This window comes from Photobacterium jeanii, assembly GCF_001650345.1.
GTDB classification, from domain to species: Bacteria; Pseudomonadota; Gammaproteobacteria; order Enterobacterales; family Vibrionaceae; genus Photobacterium; species Photobacterium jeanii.
On sequence record NZ_LVHF01000033.1, the window covers coordinates 661787 to 678730 of the forward strand.

Here is a 16944-nt window from a genome sequence, read left to right on the forward strand (position 1 = left end):
AGGCTGAGACATGTTTAAAGTTATTAAAACCATCATCAAAGCCGGGGAGAGTACGAAAAAGTACCCGTTCGTTCCGCTTGAAGTGAGTGACGATTTTCGTGGTAAACCGGAATACAACCCAGAGCAGTGTATTGCCTGCGCGGCTTGTACTCGCGCTTGTCCCGCGAATGCCTTGATCATGGAAACCGATGCCGCGCAAGGCACGCGTCGTTGGCAATTATCTATTGCGCGTTGCATTTTCTGTGGCCGCTGTGAAGAAGTGTGTCCAACCAAGGCAATTAAGCTGTCGAAAGAGTTTGAGTTGGCGGTTTGCAATAAAGAAGACCTTTACCAAGAAGCGAACTTTTCACTCACTCATTGCCGCGAATGCGACACCGCATTTGCTCCACGTAAAGCGGTGGAATACGCCCTTGACTTGCTGCAGCAAGCGGGCATGAGCGATGAGCAGCTGAACGTGCGTCGTCAGCAATTGGAAACCTGCCCAGCATGTCGTCGTAAACAAAACATGATGGATGCAGCCAATGTTTTCCACACTAAGCATTTGAATAAGGAAGTGGCTGATGAAAGGAATTAAGCCGATTGTCGGTAATAGTCATACCGAGGCTCAACCTATTAAGGTGGATCCACATACCGCCAAATTAAAAGAAACCTTACTCAAAGACATCCGCCGCTCAGCTTATGTTTATCGCGTGGACTGCGGTGGTTGTAATGCGTGTGAAATTGAAATTTTTGCCGCGACAACCCCAGTTTTTGATACCGAGCGTTTCGGGATCAAAGTGGTGGCTTCGCCGCGTCATGCCGACATTTTGTTGTTCACTGGGGCGGTAACTCGCCCAATGCGAATGCCGGCATTACGTGCTTATGAAGCGGCGCCCGATCCGAAAATCGTGGTGTCTTATGGTGCCTGTGGTTGTGATGGCGGTATTTTCCACGACCTTTATGGCGTCTGGGGTGGAACCGACAAGATCATTCCAGTCGATGTTTATATTCCGGGCTGTCCTCCAACACCTGCCGCCACTATTTATGGTTTTGCGGTGGCGCTGGGCTTATTGGATCAAAAACTGAAAGCGGAGAGTCATTTTGAAACCCCGACCGAGCGCGTCACGCTTGAGCACACAGGGATCCCGCTTGAGCTTAAAGTGTTGATTGAGCGTGAAGCTCGACGTCTAGCGGGCTATCGTCATGGTCAGCAAATTGCTGATGATTTCATGGCGATGCTGGTGACTTGTACTCCTGAAGATGTGGATAGCAAGGTGAAGCAGTACATGCTTGATCAAGGTGATCCGCGTTTATTCGAAATCCTCGATAACTTGTATCAAACCTCGCTGTCGTATTTCGGTAAACCTGCATCTTCGACTTGTGGGAAAAGCTGTCAGCACAAAGTGTCATCTGAGCAAGAGCTACAAAAGCAACAACAGCGAGAGTCACTAGCGGAATCAACGCTTTTGACTGAGCAGGAGTAGGGTAGTTATGTCTGACAACGTCATGTTTTACGCCTTAAGCCGTAAGTTTGTTGATGAGCAATACGATGTGCCTGAGGAAGCCAAGCAAGTGATGTATTACAGCTTGGCAATTGGTCATCACCTTGGGGTCGTAGATTGCTTAAAAACCGTATTGCAGTGCACGAAGGAAGAGTACCAAGCGTGGATTGAAAAGCTGCCTGCTGATAGCGAAGCCTACCGAAAAATGGCGGGCTTTTTCACCTTTGGTGAAATCACCATTTATCCCGATCACATCCATATGTTGGCAGGGGCGTTTTCGAATATTCCTGCCGAAGAGCAAACCCCAACCGAACAAGCGTTAACGGATGGCTTAATCAAGGTACTGACTGAGATCTACCACGAGCCAACCATGTATCTAATGGTGAGAAGTCGATAATGAGTAAGAAATTGGTCCTAACCGTAGGTAACAGCATGATGGGTGATGATGGCGCAGGGCCGCTGTTGGCGGAAATGATGCTGCAAAATCCTGTCGATGATTGGGTAGTGATTGATGGCGGCAGTGCGCCTGAGAATTATGTTCACCAGATTCGTGAACTCGCGCCAGAGCAAGTGTTGATTGTCGATGCGGCTGAAATCGGCGAGAAAGCAGGTGAAATTCGCATCATCGAGCCTGATCAAATCGCCGAGATGTTCATCATGTCTACCCACTGCCTACCGCTTAACTTCTTAATCGAAGAGTTAGAAACCTTTGTGCCGCAGGTGACTTTTATTGGTATTCAACCTGCGATTGTCGCGTTTTCTTTCCCAATGACAGATATGGTGCGTGACGCTGTCACAGCGCTCTATCAAGCGCTGCCGACTTGGCAAGGGCAGGGCGAGTTCGCGACGGTATAAATTCAGAATTTGATATGAGGTACATGTAACAACAAGGAGTTCGTCATTTTTGATGATCAAGTGTCGATGTCGTCATCGACACTTGGAAAGTAGTGACAAGCGCACTGCGTTTTAGTGCTCTCACTATTGATAAATCAATGCTTTATGGCTCAACGCAAAGAAATTCAAACTTGGCATAAGCTATGCATTAGATGAATAACTCATCAAGGATGATTCGACAATGAGAATAATGTGAGCAAAAGACAAAGAGGATAATGTCATGAACAGGTTTGTATTTGCAGACCCCAATCGTTGTATAGGATGCCGTACCTGCGAAGTGGCATGCGTACTTTCTCATTCGGATGATAATTCGGTGACTTCGATTGATCCTGCACGATTCAACCCAAGGCTGAAACTCATCAAAAATGCGAAGGTGACTACCCCTGTGCTATGTCGCCAGTGTGAAGATGCGCCTTGTGCTCAAGTGTGTCCCAACAACGCTATCGTGTCGGAAGGCAATCAAATTAAAGTGATTCAAAGTCGCTGTATTGGTTGTAAAACTTGTGCCATTGCTTGCCCATACGGCGCAATGACAGTGGTGACCGACATGGTGGATAACGGAGTACAAAACCCACTCTTTTCCACTAAGGTGCCAAAAGCACAGGCACTGAAATGTGATTTATGTAGCGACAACCCTACTGGTCCTGCATGTGTTCAAGTTTGTCCGACTAGCGCCCTACAGTTAATCGAAGCGGAAGACTTGACGATCATTAATAAGAAGAAACGAGAAGCCGCTGCTGAATCAATTGCTGCAGTCGCTGCCTTGTAACTATTTAAAAAGCGAGAGTGTTATGGAAAAAACAATTGTCGTCTGCCCCTATTGTGGCACTGGATGTAAGCTCCATTTATTAACGGAGAACGGCAAAGTCGTAGGAGCGGAAGCAGCGCAAGGGCGCACCAATGAAGGTGAACTTTGCCTTAAAGGTTACTATGGTTGGGACTTCTTAAATGATACCAACTTGCTAACCCCACGCTTGAAAAGCCCGATGATCCGTCGTCATAAAGACGCTGATCTTGAAGCGGTATCGTGGGATGAGGCTATTAGCTTCGCCAGTGAAAAACTGCTAAGCATCAAAAAAGAATTTGGTCCTGATGCCATCATGACCACAGGCTCAGCGCGTGGGCCGGGTAACGAAGCAAACTTCGTGATGCAGAAATTCGCACGTGCCGTTATCGGCACCAATAATGTCGACCACTGCGCGCGGGTTTGACACGCTCCATCTGTCTCCGGTCTGGAGGCTACCGTCGGTAATGGCGCAATGAGCAACGCAATTACTGAGATCCAAGATACAAAATGCTTACTCGTGTTTGGTTACAACGCGGCAGATTCACATCCTGTTGTAGCGAAACATATTCTTAAAGCCCGAGCTAATGGTGCCAAAGTGATTGTTTGTGACCCACGTATGGTCGAAACAGCACGTATTGCCGATCAATGGTTACCACTGAAAAATGGCTCGAACATGGCATTGGTTAACGCGTTTGCCAATGTGTTAATTGAAGAAGGTTTATACAATCGCGAATACGTTGAGAAATACACTGAAGGTTTCGAGGCATATCGCGATAAAGTCGCTAAATACACACCTGAATACGTTGAATCTATTACAGGTTTGAAAGCGCAAGATATTCGTCTGGCGATGCGTACTTACGCTGCTGCACCTGAATCTATGATCCTATGGGGCATGGGTGTGACTCAGTTCGGTCAAGCGGTTGATGTGGTGAAAGGGCTAGCAAGTTTAGCTTTGATCACAGGTAACTTTGGTCGTCGTGGTGTGGGTGTAGGTCCGGTACGTGGTCAAAATAACGTACAAGGGACTTGTGACCTTGGTATGCTGCCAAACCGTTATCCTGGCTACCAAGATGTTGAAGACGAGAGCATTCGTTCGAAGTTCGAACACGCTTGGGGCGTTAAACTGCCAGCAAAACCGGGTTATCGCTTAACTGAGTTAAACCACAAGGTAGAAGAAGGCAAATGTAAGGCGTTCTACATCTTTGGTGAAGATCCTGCACAAACCGAAGCTGACTTAGCGGCGATGCGTAAAACGCTGCGTGCGATGGATTTGGTGATTGTTCAAGATATCTTCATGACCCAAACTGCTGAAATGGCTGACGTGATTTTCCCAGCAACCAGTTGGGGTGAACACGAAGGGGTTTATAGTAGTGCAGACCGTGGTTTCCAACGCTTCTATAAAGCGGTAAATCCACCGCCAAATGTGAAAGTTGACTGGGAAATCTTCAGCTTAATGGCAACAGCAATGGGCTACCCAATGTCGTATAACAACACCAAAGAAATTTGGGATGAAATGCGCTCATTGTGTCCGCAATTTGCTGGGGCAACCTATGAAAAAATGGCTGGCCTGAAGAGTGTGCAATGGCCGTGTCCGACCGAAGATCATCCGGGAACGTCCTTCTTGTTTGAAGGCAATAAGTTCAAGACACCGAGTGGTAAAGGGCAGTTGTTTGCAACGGATTGGCGTGCACCACTAGAACAGCCTGACGAAGATTACCCGTTTGTACTGTCAACCGTGCGTGAAGTGGGTCACTACTCCTGTCGTTCGATGACGGGGAACTGTAAAGCCCTACAAACCCTAGCGGATGAACCGGGTTATGTGCAGATCCACCCTGAAGATGCCAAAGCTCTACACATTGGTGATGAGCAGCTGGTATGGGTATCGTCACGTCGTGGCAAGATCATCAGTCGTGCAGCGTTGAATGAGCGTGTAAACCGTGGTGTGGTTTATATGACTTACCAATGGTGGATTGGAGCTTGTAACGAACTAACGATTGAGCATGTCGATCCTATTTCGAGCACCCCTGAATATAAATATTGTGCTGTTAACGTTGAGCAGATTGTTGATCAAAGTTGGGCAGAAAATTATGTGCAGGTGGAATACAGCAAGCTGAAATCCAAACTAAGGAGTGCGGCTTTAGCAACAGCTGAATGATGTATTAGCGAAAACCTCAATGTTGGCAAAGTGACGATTGCCACATTGAGGTTATAGCGAAGAGTAGTGAAGCCAATAAAGAATAATGATATTGAGCTGTATCAATGTGCAACAAAGCGACTAGTGTAACCTCTTGATAATGTTGTTTGTATTGGATTATGGATAGTATGCAGAGAACAAAGAGCGCGCCGTTAATTGAGACGATCTCTGCGAAGTGGGACGACGATTTTCAAGAGCTAGCTCAGATTTTATTAGCAGCTGAAGATATACCTGCATTTATTTTAAGTTTAAATAATGTGGGCTTTAACTTTGTGCCAATAAATCGAATTAATTTGATCCTTCACGATAATGAACATGAAGGTAACTCGTTAGTTTATGTGTCACCGGATGATGGCAATCAACCAAAACTGATTGATGTAAACTATTGTCTGCCAGAGCATGATGATGGTGATAAAGAAGTTGTTAATTATTTAAGCGATGGTGAGTTCTTTTATGCTTACCCTGAGCTTATCGATAATGAAATTTACAAAGAACTGAAAATGTATTGTCAGTTCCCACTGACTACTTTTACGCAACATTATGGTGGGGTCGAGTTCATTATTAATAAGCGCATCGTTTTTGATGACAATGTGCTGCAAAAGCTGAAACAACTGTCTTCTATTATTGCGTTTTCCTTAGAAGCGGTAATGGAGCGAATGTGGTTAGTCGCACAAGAAAGTTTACCGCAAGGTAATCATGACGATAATAAAATCTTGGTTGATATTACCAACTCTGTGATCAGCCAAGTTGAAATAAAAGATTTAACCCGAACCTTATTTCGTCACGTAAAGAAGTATTTTGATATTGAGTGTTTTAGCTTGATGTCTTCGGAAAACACCACAGAGCGTTTTTGTTGTTACGATGCGAATAATGCAGAATCTAAAGCAATTAAATGCATTGTTCAACATACGCAATTTGAAGATACGCCGGCTTCATGCGTGTTAGAAACTATGCAGCCATTTATCTTTAATAAAGATGATTTACCACGCTTGAGTCGTGAATATAAAGAATGTAGCAAGTTGATCCCTCATAACTTGCAATCGGCATGCATTCTACCTTTGGTGTTTAGAAACAAAGTGATGGGGGCGATGAAGCTCGTCCATCGTGATAAAGACTATTTTGCGAACTGCAATTTACCTTTGTTCCATCAAATTGCAGCACGCGCTGCGATGGCGTTATCCAACTTCAAAAGTAGCCAAGAAGTGCGTTCGTTGGCGCGAGTGAGTGACGTTATCAAAGTTAATGATGACGAGCCAAAACATGAAGTGTTTAACGACATCATTAGTCAAAGCAGCGTAATGAATGATGTGTTACAAAAAGTGCTGATGGTGGCAGACAGTGACTGTACGGTACTCATTTTAGGAGAGACGGGGACAGGTAAAGAGCTGATTGCGAAAGCGGTACATCAGCTTAGTCATCGTAACAGCCATGATATGGTGAAGATGAACTGCTCTGCGGTGCCGTCTGGGTTGTTTGAAAGTGATTTGTTTGGTCATGAAAAAGGGGCGTTTACTGGTGCGTTAACCAATCGTATTGGTCGCTTTGAACGGGCCAACAAAGGGTCACTGTTTTTAGATGAAGTCGGTGACATGCCGATTGACTTGCAACCTAAGGTATTACGGGTTTTGCAGGAAAAAGAAGTGGAGCGAATTGGGCGCCATGAGTTGATCCCTGTTGACGTGCGGATCATTGCCGCAACTAACTGTGATTTATTGGAAATGGTCAGAAATAAAGAATTCCGCAGCGATCTTTATTACCGTCTAAACGTTTTTCCAATTTTGTTACCACCACTGCGAGAGCGAAGGGAAGATATTCCATTACTCGCCAAACACTTTACTCGAGAGTTGGCGAAGCAAATGAATAAGAATATCACCAGTATTCCGGCTGAAACGGTGAGGCTTTTATCGCTTCTACCTTGGCCTGGTAATATTCGTGAATTACGAAATGTGATTGAAAGAGCAGTTGTTATAACTCGTGGTAGCGTACTTAATTTACCTGCGGAGGAATTACGGGCGTTATTACCAACGGAAGAGCCAATAAGTGCTTCGCCTGACATCGATAGTGTTTTTGACGTGGAGGAGAAAATAGAAACGCCCACCACTGTTAAAGACATAGAGCGAGAGCGCATTATTCAGGTGTTAAAAGAAACAAACGGTATTGTTGCTGGGCCAAAAGGAGCGGCAGTACGACTTGGATTAAAAAGAACGACATTATTATCGCGTATGCAGCGTTTAGGTATATCGTCAAAGTCGTTTGCAACGAACGGATAATTAAAAGCAGATAAATTCAGTAATCAATTTTATTTAATTCTTCTTCTCATTATCTCAATCTAATTTGCTTATTGATTAAGTGAATTAGGTTGAGGTTAGATAAGCCAGGACGGTTTATTATGCATGATGTCTTGCAAGATGATGTCAGCACGCATGTGTATGACACGCATAAAGTATTTCGTTTTCGTAAAAATGCCTTTGAAAAAGATGACCTCGATAATTTGGCATCGGAATCAGCCGTGGCATTGGTTTATAACGGAATCGCACACACAGTATTAATGTGTTCTGCCACCGAGTTGGAATATTTAGCGATTGGTTTTTCGTTATCGGAAGGCATTATTCAGCACTATCGTGATATTCACGATATCGAGGTTGTTTATACCGAAAAAGGTATCGAACTACATATTGAGTTATGTAATCGCTGTTTCGAGCAACTAAAGCATGTTCGTCGCACTATGGCAGGGCGAACAGGGTGTGGTATTTGCGGAACAGAGCAACTCGATCAAGTCGTGCGTCCGTTATCCACCTTGGGTAATCAGCTCACTATGGATATCGCGACTTTTGATCATGCCCTTCAACAGCTCAAGCAACATCAACGTTTGAACCGATTAACGGGGGCAACTCATGCGGCGGCGTATATCTCGCAGCAAGGGGAGATCGTGGTGATCCAAGAAGATATTGGTCGTCATATCGCGTTGGATAAATTGATTGGTTATATCGTTAAACATCGCTTAACAGGCGGCGCTATTTTGGTGACCAGTCGCGCCAGCTTTGAAATGGTGCAAAAAGCCGTGATAGCTGGCGTAGAGATTTTATTTGCGATATCAGCTGCCACCATGATGGCGGTCGAACTCGCGCAACAAGCGAATTTAACCTTAGTGGGGTTCTGTCGTCCGGGAAGGGCGGATGTGTACACCCATCCGGAACGTGTCACTTGTCATCTTTAATTTGCTTTTTTCCTTATTCTAAATTTAACAATGCATAGGTATTGAAATGAAAAAATTCCATTTAACACTGGTTACGTTAGCCGCTTTACTTGCATCACCGATAGCATCGGCACACGTAGGCATTCACGGTTTGCATAATTCATTTTATGAAGGCTTTCTACATCCTTTCTTAGGTTTAGACCACCTTGTTATGTTGCTAGCAATGGGCTTTATCGCTCGCCAAGCCAATAGCGTGAAAAAAGGCTACATGCTAATGGCATCGGTATTGGGCTTTATGTTTGCAGGTGTATTGCTGGGTGAGCTAAGTGGTGCCATTACTGGCATGGAAACCTTGATTTTGGGTTCTGTATTTGTTGTTGCAGCAACGATGTGGAAACTAAAAGACAAAGAAGTGAATGTAGCAAATACGGTATTACTCGCCTTATCTGCAACCTTAGTATTATTCCACGGTTGGGCTCATGGCGCAGAACTAGGTGGTGCAGAATTAATTGAGTTCGCACCGGGTATGCTATTGGCTTCTTCGATTATCGTAACTATTGGTTATCAAATCGCGCAGTTTATTCCAACACGCGTGATGGCTCCTGTCGTTGCCGTAAGCGGTGCGTGTTTAGCTCTGTTGAGTTAGGCGATAGTGCTCTAAGTTAGCCTTAAAATAGAACGCTTTAGAAGCCAGCATGACAATGCTGGCTTTTTTGTGCGCTGAGTATAGCCTTGAGCTAAAAGGTGACAGTCTGCTACGGTCCCATTGCATTCTTTATAAGTGTTGTATGTGAAAGTGCGTATTATATTTGTATGTCTATCCTATAAATTGGTTTTGCAATCTATTTAATCAAGTTTGGGAGTCATGTCTTTACTTTTATTTTTGTTTCTTAAATTTGAGTTTATAAGTTCGAAGTGTCCCGAGCTTTTTTTAATGCTTTGTTTAAATTCAACTTCATTTAATTGATTATATTGTTTAGAGATAAACTACATTAAATTAACTTGATTTGTCTGCTGATTATTTATGTTGGTAGGGGTTTATATACGCATGTTAATAAGTGACGATATGAAAATAGATGGAGATATACCAACAATTCATGATTGGAATTCTATCATCCTTGAAACGACGGAACGAAAGATTTTTTTTGAACCAAGGCAGGCACTATTAGGTGACTTGTGTTATGTCTACGCGAAAAATGAAAAAAGAAAGAAAATCACAGTTGGGTCATTTTATCATTGGATGATACCTGCCATTAATCATGAACAAATTAAGCTTTTTCAGGGTGAGTTTGAAAGAAGTGCAAGCGGCTATGCCTGCTGGGCTTGGGTGAGTGATAAAACGCTAAATGAATACTTAACTGATCCAGCCTTTGTTCCCCATCCATCACAGTGGAATGAAGGTCCAAATCTAATTGTTTTTGATGTGTGTTTACCGTATCCGGAAAAAACGTTTTTAAAGAAATTAATCAGAATAAGTAGAGCGCTGAAAAAGGCGGGAGTAAAAAGTCTTTACTACCGTGAACCGGGCAGCTCTGAGCCAGTATATAGTTGGTAGACAAGTATGAATAAAAACATTCTTATGACTCATGATGTTCCAAATCACGACAATACCGTGCTTTATGGTAATAGCCTACCGGAAAACAGTTTTGTTTCTTACCCTGCATTTAAAGTTAAAAATCCACAAATAGCTTGGATAAACAACAATTGGCTTGAAGAGCGAGGCATGGATGTAGAGAAGGCAGAGCAGCTTATTTTAGATAACTATGCCTATGTTAGCCGTGGGTATGCCGATGATGCTGAATTGGATCTGACCGACAGTAAAACATTTATTGCTGATCGTTACGGAAATACTGGAGATGCAGGTAACGGTGGCAGTGCTCGTTGCGGACTCAATGGGGAATTGCAGATCAAAGGGAATGGCGTTAACCCGCTAGTCGCTGTAAACGTTGATGAAGGGCACTCTTCAGGTAAGTTGCCGTTGAGCGAGGCGATCAGTGAAGCGTTATGGAGTGAACTTTGCCATCAGGAATTGCCTTATGGGGCCTTAAGAATTATTGCTGTGATTCGAACACCGCAGACGATAACTGGCGAGAATACTTTTGGTGATGAAGTTGAACAGCCTTGTTCCATCATGGTTCGAGAAGTCGCCACGCGACCCGCTCACTTTGAACCAGCGCTCAATTTTTGGCCTCGCCAAGGCTATGCACGCTTGCGTGATGCGACGCATAAGTATGTTGAATCCGCAGTGAAGTTACTGGAAAGTAACGAGCGTAAAAAGAGCGGCAGTGGCACTCCTGTATATGATGTGGTGGAGCGATTTGTCACCCGCTTTGCTACTCAGATTGCCGTGAGTCGAATTAAAGGGATGCCTCATGGTTCGCTGACCAGCTCTAATATTGCTCTAGATGGGCGTTTTTTGGATTTAGGAACGGTATCTGGGATTGGTGATTTTTCCAATGTGTTACTGACTTCAGGCCTTGGCGCTACCTGGGATGATCATCTTGGGGTTAATGAGTGGTTGGAAACGTTTTTCTATCATTTGAATAGACACAGTGAGTCCGGACTGAATGGCGAGCAGCAAAAGTCGTTGTTGGATAAATTCAACCAGACACTGGAAGAACAGGAAAATCGTTATACAGCTCTGGAGTGTGGCATTTCGGAACAGGTTCCTAAATTACTTGAAATTGGCAGGAAAATTAAGCAGGAATTGCGAAAAGATAAATGGCATGTTTCTCGTCTTGCCGATTGTGATTTTAACAAGCAACGTTTTTTTTCTGATGTGAAATCTGCACTTGAACTTGTTGGATATCCAGATGTAAAGCCTAATTTCAAATATAGAGATATCAAATATTCCAGATTTACTATATTTGCTGATCCATGTTTGCAAGGCCATTGTGGTACTAAAAAAGAAATTAGTGATTTTATTTCTAAGTATTTAAATTAAATATCATTAGCAGGCTAGTGAAATGGAAGAATTATCAATAATAATTGCAGCTCCTCTTTTGGTGGAACTTTGTTGTGTCATGGTGTTAATGGCAATATTTCTATTTCGTTGGAAGCCAGAGACTATTAATGATGACTTACCTCTAGTTACAGTATTTGTGCCTTTTTATAATGAAGATAAAGCGCTTCTATTGACGGCTCTAGATAAAATAGATCAACAAGAGTATTCATCCAGACTTCAGGTTTTGATTATCGATGATGGTTCTACAAATGATACGCCTGATTATGTTTATCAATGGTTGCAGCAAGAAAGAAAGCAGAGCTACGTAATTTTGAATAAACCGGAAAATACCGGAAGAAAGGGAGCTGCGCTTGATTTTGCATTAGAGCAGCAGGTCGCCACAGGCGAAATATATATTGTGGTGGATAGTGATACTTTTATTGAGCCAGGTGGGATTCTCGCTCTGGCTAATAAAATATGGAGCCATCCAGGTTATGCTGCAGTTTGTGGCTATGTTGTGCCCAAAAATCGGGAAAGTAACCTGTTATGTAAGTCTCAGTTTTATGAGCATATAGGGGTGCACGGAGCCCTAAGAACTTCTCAGGATCAGCTTGGTGTCGTTCCGGTTCTGGCTGGAGCTTTTGTTGCACATCGTGCCAGTGCCGTACGTGAGTTAGGTGGATGGAGCGAGTGGCTAGTCGAAGATATTTCTTGGTGCTGGAAAGCACTGGCTCACCGTTACAGAACGGGTTATACAGCTCAGGCTATTGCAACAACACAATGTCCGGAGAACAACGATGCATTGTTTCGTCAGCGCCGACGCTGGTCACGTGGCCGTGTTGAAGCATTTTGGGAGACTTGGAAAGTGTCTCCTGCTATGGGGGCGATGTCGTTGCCTTGGTTTCTGATCTCAGCGACTGAGTTCTTATTCCCTCCTATTTTTATTGCTATGCCGTTGTTTGCCGTATTCGATATGTGGCTACCTTTTAGTGTAATGGCGATAGCGCTGCTTGTTGAATCGATATTTATATTCTTCTTTATTGCAAAAACCGGCAATGCCCACAACCTTACTCGCGTTGAAATGGCGATGTTACCGCTATTTACTCATTTACTGCGCTTTATTACTTGGATTCCCAATATTCTCGGCTATCTGGATGAGATCACTGGCAAGGATAAGAAGTGGCTGACCCGATAACGTTTTGCTGCTGCAGGTCTTTTTTCAAAGAATTAGGCTAATTACAGTCTAGAGTCGGCAGTGCATTATGGCTGCCAAAGTATTAACGATATAAGGAAATTATCATGTTTGAATTAACTGAAGAGCAAATCAATTTGGTATCAGGTGCGGCATCAGAAGAGAACCGTCCAACAAATCCGGGAGGTAATACTAACCCTGGTGGTAATGAAGAAAACCGTCCACCACGTCCGCCACATCAACGTCCTCCATATGTTGGTGAAGAAAGCCGTTACTAAAAAGAAGGAAAGCCCCATGTTTGAACTGGATGATGATCAGATCAAATTTGTGTCAGGTGCCTTTGTCGGTGAAGAGGGCGCAAACAGTGGTAACGGTAGTGGCGAAGAGAATAAACCTAAGCCTCCTTGTTATTGCAATCAACCCACTGAACCTTGCCCGATTCATCGACCACCTCAAAATGGTGAAGAGGGATATTACCGCTAGGTCGTGGTAAGAAGTTAAACCTGTGATGGTTTATTTACAGCTATCACAATCTTTTAAACTTAAATGTATAAGGAAAACATTATGTTTGAATTAAATGAAGATCAGATCAAGTTGGTTTCTGGTGCTGGCCGCGATGAAGAAGGTCGCCCAATTGGTGGCGGCGGTTCTGATGAGGAAGGGCGTCCAATCGGTGGTGGCGGCTCAAATGAAGAAGGTCGTTACCGTTAATCGATAGAAATTAGATGCAGGTGTAGACCTGCTGTAGTTCACAGGGGTTAGTCACATACCCCTGTTTTTATCCCACAGCAGACGCAGTAACTCTCTATGTCTCAGCAAATATTTCGCGAAGAATATCTTCAACAACAGTACCAGACGGAGCAAGGGCAGATCCTGATCCTATCTGGTCTCAATCAACGTATTGTAACGGTCTGCTGCATAGTGGTGATTGGGGCCATTTTAACTCTGTTAGCCCTTGGCAGTTATACCAAAAAAACACGACTTGAAGGTGTGATTGTACCATCGACAGGCCTGATTGCCGTTAAAGCAGCGCAAAGTGGCGTGGTAGATGCGATCTATGTTGATGATGGGCAGAAGATTGAAAAGTTAGCGAGTTTGTTTCGAGTGAATAGCGAAGTGTTTGACACTAGCGGTGAGAGCATCAATCAGCGTTTAAAGCGCAGTCTTGAGCATCAGTACAATTCATTACAAAGCCAACGTGATTACGAGCGTTTGGTGACTCAGTCCCGCATTGATGAGTTGAATAGTAAAATTGAGCGGTTGGATCTGGAGATAAAAAGTGCTCAGCAATCGTTAGCATTTGCGAAAGAACGAACTTTGTTAAAGAAAGAAGCCCGGGATAGTTACCTTAAGTTACTAAAAAATAGCTATATATCTGATCTCGCTTTTAAAGATTACCTCTCCAGTCTGGTTAGTTTACAGGCGGAAGAAGAGAATCAAAAACTAATGATTCAGCAGTTGGAGCGCGAACGGGTAGCAGCCCAACACCAGATTGATTTCATGTCACTCCAGGGAAACCTGCGTACGCTTGAGCTGGAAAGGCAGATTGATAGCCTGAAACAGCAACAAATAGAACTGACTTCCGCTTCTGAGTCGGTTGTTCATTCACCAGTCAGTGGTGAGATCACTACGCTTCGTGTCGAGAGTGGCCAATCTGTCAGTCAGGGCGAAGTGCTGTTAAATATTATTCCAGAGCAGGCAAGGTTGCAGGTCGAGCTGTATGCACCAAGCCGTTCAATAGGTTTCCTGCGCTCAGGGCAACAAGTTGGTTTGCGGTTTGATGCGTATCCGCATGAAAAGTTCGGTATTCAGAAAGGCAATGTGGTTCAGATTTCTCAATCGACCCTGACACCAGCGGAACTTAAAGCTCAGGATCAGACTATTCGTTCAGACGCAGAAACATTATACCGAATCGTCGTGTCGCTCGATAAGTCAACTATTGGCGTATATGGGAGGGAAGAACCTTTAAAAGTGGGTATGCGTGTTAGTGCTGATATCAATGTCGAAACCCGAAAACTGTATGAATGGTTACTGGGACCCATTGCCCGAATGCAAGGAATAAATGAATGATCCAGAAAGAAAACCTCGATTGGGCATGGCGTAAAAAAATCAGGCTTGTTAGGCAGACTGAGTCGGCTGAGTGCGGTGTCGCGTGTTTGGCAATGATAGCTGATTGGCATGGTTTCAAGATTGATTTACCCGCGCTGCGGGCCCGTCATCATTTTTCTCAGCATGGTCTTACTTTGGCTGATGTGATGAACTGTGCTCAGAGTCTTAAGCTCTCATCACGTCCTCTACATGCTACGCTTGAGGAACTGCCAAAACTAAGCTTACCTTGTATTCTGCACTGGGATATGAACCATTTCGTGGTTTTAAGCAAAGTTACCGATAAATTCTACGAATTGTATGATCCGGCCTCTGGGGTGACCAAACTCTCTAAAGAAGCCATGAATAAACACTATACCGGTATTGCGTTAGAGCTGGCTCCCACACATGAATTTGAGAAAGCCGATGTACGTGAAAAGGTTCGTATTCGAGATTTGATCGGTAAAACGCTGGGTTTTAAGCGTGCACTGAGTAAGATTTTTATCTTCGCTGTCGCGCTAGAAATGTTGGCTTTGGTGTCGCCACTTGTTAATCAGGTGATTATTGATGAAGTGCTGGTAAGTTTTGATCACAACCTACTTGATCTCGTGATTATAGCTCTACTGTTATTAGCGGCGACACAGAGCTTGGTTAGCCTGGCGAGGCAGTGGTTTACCATATATCTGTCAGTCAATTTCAACATGCAGTGGGCGGCGAATGTCTTCCACCATCTCATCAGATTGCCCATCGACTGGTACGAAAAGAGGGAACTCGGGGATATTTCGGCTAAATTTGAATCGCTCGATACTATTCAGCACGCTATTACCAATAATATTATTCAAGCATTGCTTGATCTGATCTTGGTAACAGGCACCTTGATTATCATGCTGTTCTATAGCCCACTGCTAACTATGATCAGTATTACTACTGTTATTCTTTACGCGGTGATGCGTTTTGCATGGTTTGATAGTTTCAAACGAGCAGAAGAAGAGATTTGGTCAACGAATGCTAAAGAGCAGAGCAACTTTCTGGAGACATTGCACGGCATTTTAAGTGTCAGGATCAATGGCGGCATGGGCTGGAGAGAGAATGCTTGGAAAAACCTCAATATTGCGCGCAGGAATGCTCAGCTCAATGAGTCTAAGCTAATGATGATCTATGGTGTGATCATGGAAGGGCTCACTGCAATCTCTACTGCTGGTGTGCTTTGGTTTGGTGCCAAGCTAGTGCTGGATGGTCAGTTTACAGCAGGTATGCTAATTGCTTTTTTATCTTTTCAAGGCCGCTTCTCTGGAAGTGTCACTGAGCTAATTAACAATTATTTTGAGTTTCGTATGTTGTCAGTGTACACAGAGCGTCTGGCAGACATTGTATTAACTGATAAAGAGCAATTGAAAGAAGACGTTGCTTTACCTTCGACTATAGCGAGCCTCTGCGATACATCTGCGGTTAAAGTGAATAACCTTAGCTTCCGCTATTCTGAAAATAGCCCGCTGCTATTTGAACGCCTTTCATTCAGTGTTTCACCTGGAGAAGTGGTGGCTATCACTGGCCGATCGGGATGTGGAAAAACCACACTGGCTAAACTTTTATTGGGACTCTATAAGCCTGAATCTGGGAATGTGCGCATTTTCGGGCATGATGTTTCTCAGTGCAACCTGTCGGATCTGAGAAGTGGAATTGGTTCTGTCTTTCAAGATGATCAATTGTTCAATGGTTCCATTTTATCGAATATCTGCTTTTTTTCGCAGCAAGTGGATATGGATAGGGCGATTGAGTGTGCCAAGTTGGCCAATATTCATGATGAAATTGAGGCAATGCCAATGGGCTACCAGACTCTGGTGGGAGAGATGGGCAATACTGTTTCAGGTGGCCAGAAACAGCGAATTATATTTGCAAGAGCCCTTTATAAGCGACCTCGATTATTAATTCTAGATGAAGCAACTAGCCACCTAGATGTTACCAGTGAAAAAAAGGTTATTGAGGCTGTGCGTGAACTCAACCTGCCAGTAATACAGATTGCACACCGTCCGGAAACAATTGCTGCCGCCGATCGTAATATCGATATTAGTATTAAAACGTCGTTGCAGGAAAATGCTGTTGCTTAACTTTTTTAATATGTGCCAGTAAATAAAGATTATAGCTAATTGTTATAGCTCTGAACTATCGGA

General features: G+C 43.8%; 17 protein-coding genes. All 17 read left to right on the forward strand.

Features of this window, described 5'->3' with window-relative positions; all coding sequences use genetic code 11:
- Nucleotides 1-10 precede the first annotated feature (10 nt).
- Entirely contained in the window at nucleotides 11-574 is a 564-nt protein-coding gene (locus A3K86_RS20385) for a formate hydrogenlyase complex iron-sulfur subunit (protein WP_068335868.1), read from the forward strand.
- Complete coding sequence (locus A3K86_RS20390; RefSeq protein WP_084406702.1) at nucleotides 561-1463, forward strand: NADH-quinone oxidoreductase subunit B family protein; 903 nt, start codon at nucleotides 561-563, stop codon at nucleotides 1461-1463. Before A3K86_RS20385 ends, A3K86_RS20390 begins: the two co-directional genes overlap by 14 nt.
- 7 nt (nucleotides 1464-1470) lie before the next feature.
- A complete protein-coding gene (locus tag A3K86_RS20395) occupies nucleotides 1471-1878 on the forward strand; it encodes a formate hydrogenlyase maturation HycH family protein (protein WP_068335870.1) in 408 nt (135 codons plus the stop codon).
- Entirely contained in the window at nucleotides 1878-2336 is a 459-nt protein-coding gene (gene hycI, locus A3K86_RS20400; RefSeq protein WP_068335873.1) for a hydrogenase maturation peptidase HycI, read from the forward strand. The genes A3K86_RS20395 and hycI overlap by 1 nt, the downstream gene beginning before the upstream one ends.
- Nucleotides 2337-2595: 259 nt before the next feature.
- Complete coding sequence (locus A3K86_RS20405; RefSeq protein ID WP_068335877.1) at nucleotides 2596-3144, forward strand: 4Fe-4S dicluster domain-containing protein; 549 nt, start codon at nucleotides 2596-2598, stop codon at nucleotides 3142-3144.
- 22 nt (nucleotides 3145-3166) lie between these two features.
- Complete coding sequence (gene fdhF / locus A3K86_RS20415) at nucleotides 3167-5317, forward strand: formate dehydrogenase subunit alpha (RefSeq protein WP_084406703.1); 2151 nt, start codon at nucleotides 3167-3169, stop codon at nucleotides 5315-5317.
- Nucleotides 5318-5484: 167 nt separating this feature from the next.
- Nucleotides 5485-7626, forward strand: a complete 2142-nt coding sequence (locus A3K86_RS20420) for a sigma 54-interacting transcriptional regulator (RefSeq protein WP_068335885.1) — start codon at nucleotides 5485-5487, stop codon at nucleotides 7624-7626.
- Between the two features lie 119 nt (nucleotides 7627-7745).
- Nucleotides 7746-8573: a formate dehydrogenase accessory sulfurtransferase FdhD gene (fdhD, locus tag A3K86_RS20425; RefSeq protein ID WP_068335889.1), complete on the forward strand. Its 828-nt coding sequence runs from the start codon at nucleotides 7746-7748 to the stop codon at nucleotides 8571-8573.
- Nucleotides 8574-8619: 46 nt separating this feature from the next.
- Entirely contained in the window at nucleotides 8620-9198 is a 579-nt protein-coding gene (locus A3K86_RS20430; RefSeq protein WP_068335892.1) for a HupE/UreJ family protein, read from the forward strand.
- 420 nt (nucleotides 9199-9618) lie between these two features.
- On the forward strand, nucleotides 9619-10107 hold the full coding sequence (locus tag A3K86_RS20435; protein ID WP_068335894.1) for a toxin-activating lysine-acyltransferase: 489 nt from the start codon (nucleotides 9619-9621) through the stop codon (nucleotides 10105-10107).
- A gap of 6 nt (nucleotides 10108-10113) precedes the next feature.
- A complete protein-coding gene (locus A3K86_RS20440; RefSeq protein WP_068335897.1) occupies nucleotides 10114-11496 on the forward strand; it encodes an MchC protein in 1383 nt (460 codons plus the stop codon).
- Between the two features lie 22 nt (nucleotides 11497-11518).
- A complete protein-coding gene (locus A3K86_RS20445; RefSeq protein WP_068335901.1) occupies nucleotides 11519-12691 on the forward strand; it encodes a glycosyltransferase family 2 protein in 1173 nt (390 codons plus the stop codon).
- Between the two features lie 104 nt (nucleotides 12692-12795).
- Entirely contained in the window at nucleotides 12796-12966 is a 171-nt protein-coding gene (locus tag A3K86_RS22760) for a hypothetical protein (RefSeq protein WP_157599476.1), read from the forward strand.
- A 16-nt stretch (nucleotides 12967-12982) separates the two neighbouring features.
- A complete protein-coding gene (locus tag A3K86_RS20450) occupies nucleotides 12983-13171 on the forward strand; it encodes a hypothetical protein (RefSeq protein WP_068335904.1) in 189 nt (62 codons plus the stop codon).
- Nucleotides 13172-13252: 81 nt separating this feature from the next.
- Nucleotides 13253-13399: a hypothetical protein gene (locus A3K86_RS22880; RefSeq protein ID WP_162844308.1), complete on the forward strand. Its 147-nt coding sequence runs from the start codon at nucleotides 13253-13255 to the stop codon at nucleotides 13397-13399.
- Nucleotides 13400-13495: 96 nt separating this feature from the next.
- Complete coding sequence (locus A3K86_RS20455) at nucleotides 13496-14758, forward strand: HlyD family secretion protein (protein ID WP_068335908.1); 1263 nt, start codon at nucleotides 13496-13498, stop codon at nucleotides 14756-14758.
- Nucleotides 14755-16881 carry a peptidase domain-containing ABC transporter gene (locus A3K86_RS20460; protein WP_068335911.1) on the forward strand — a complete coding sequence of 709 codons (2127 nt, stop codon included), beginning with the start codon at nucleotides 14755-14757 and terminating at the stop codon, nucleotides 16879-16881. Before A3K86_RS20455 ends, A3K86_RS20460 begins: the two co-directional genes overlap by 4 nt.
- Nucleotides 16882-16944 lie beyond the last annotated feature (63 nt).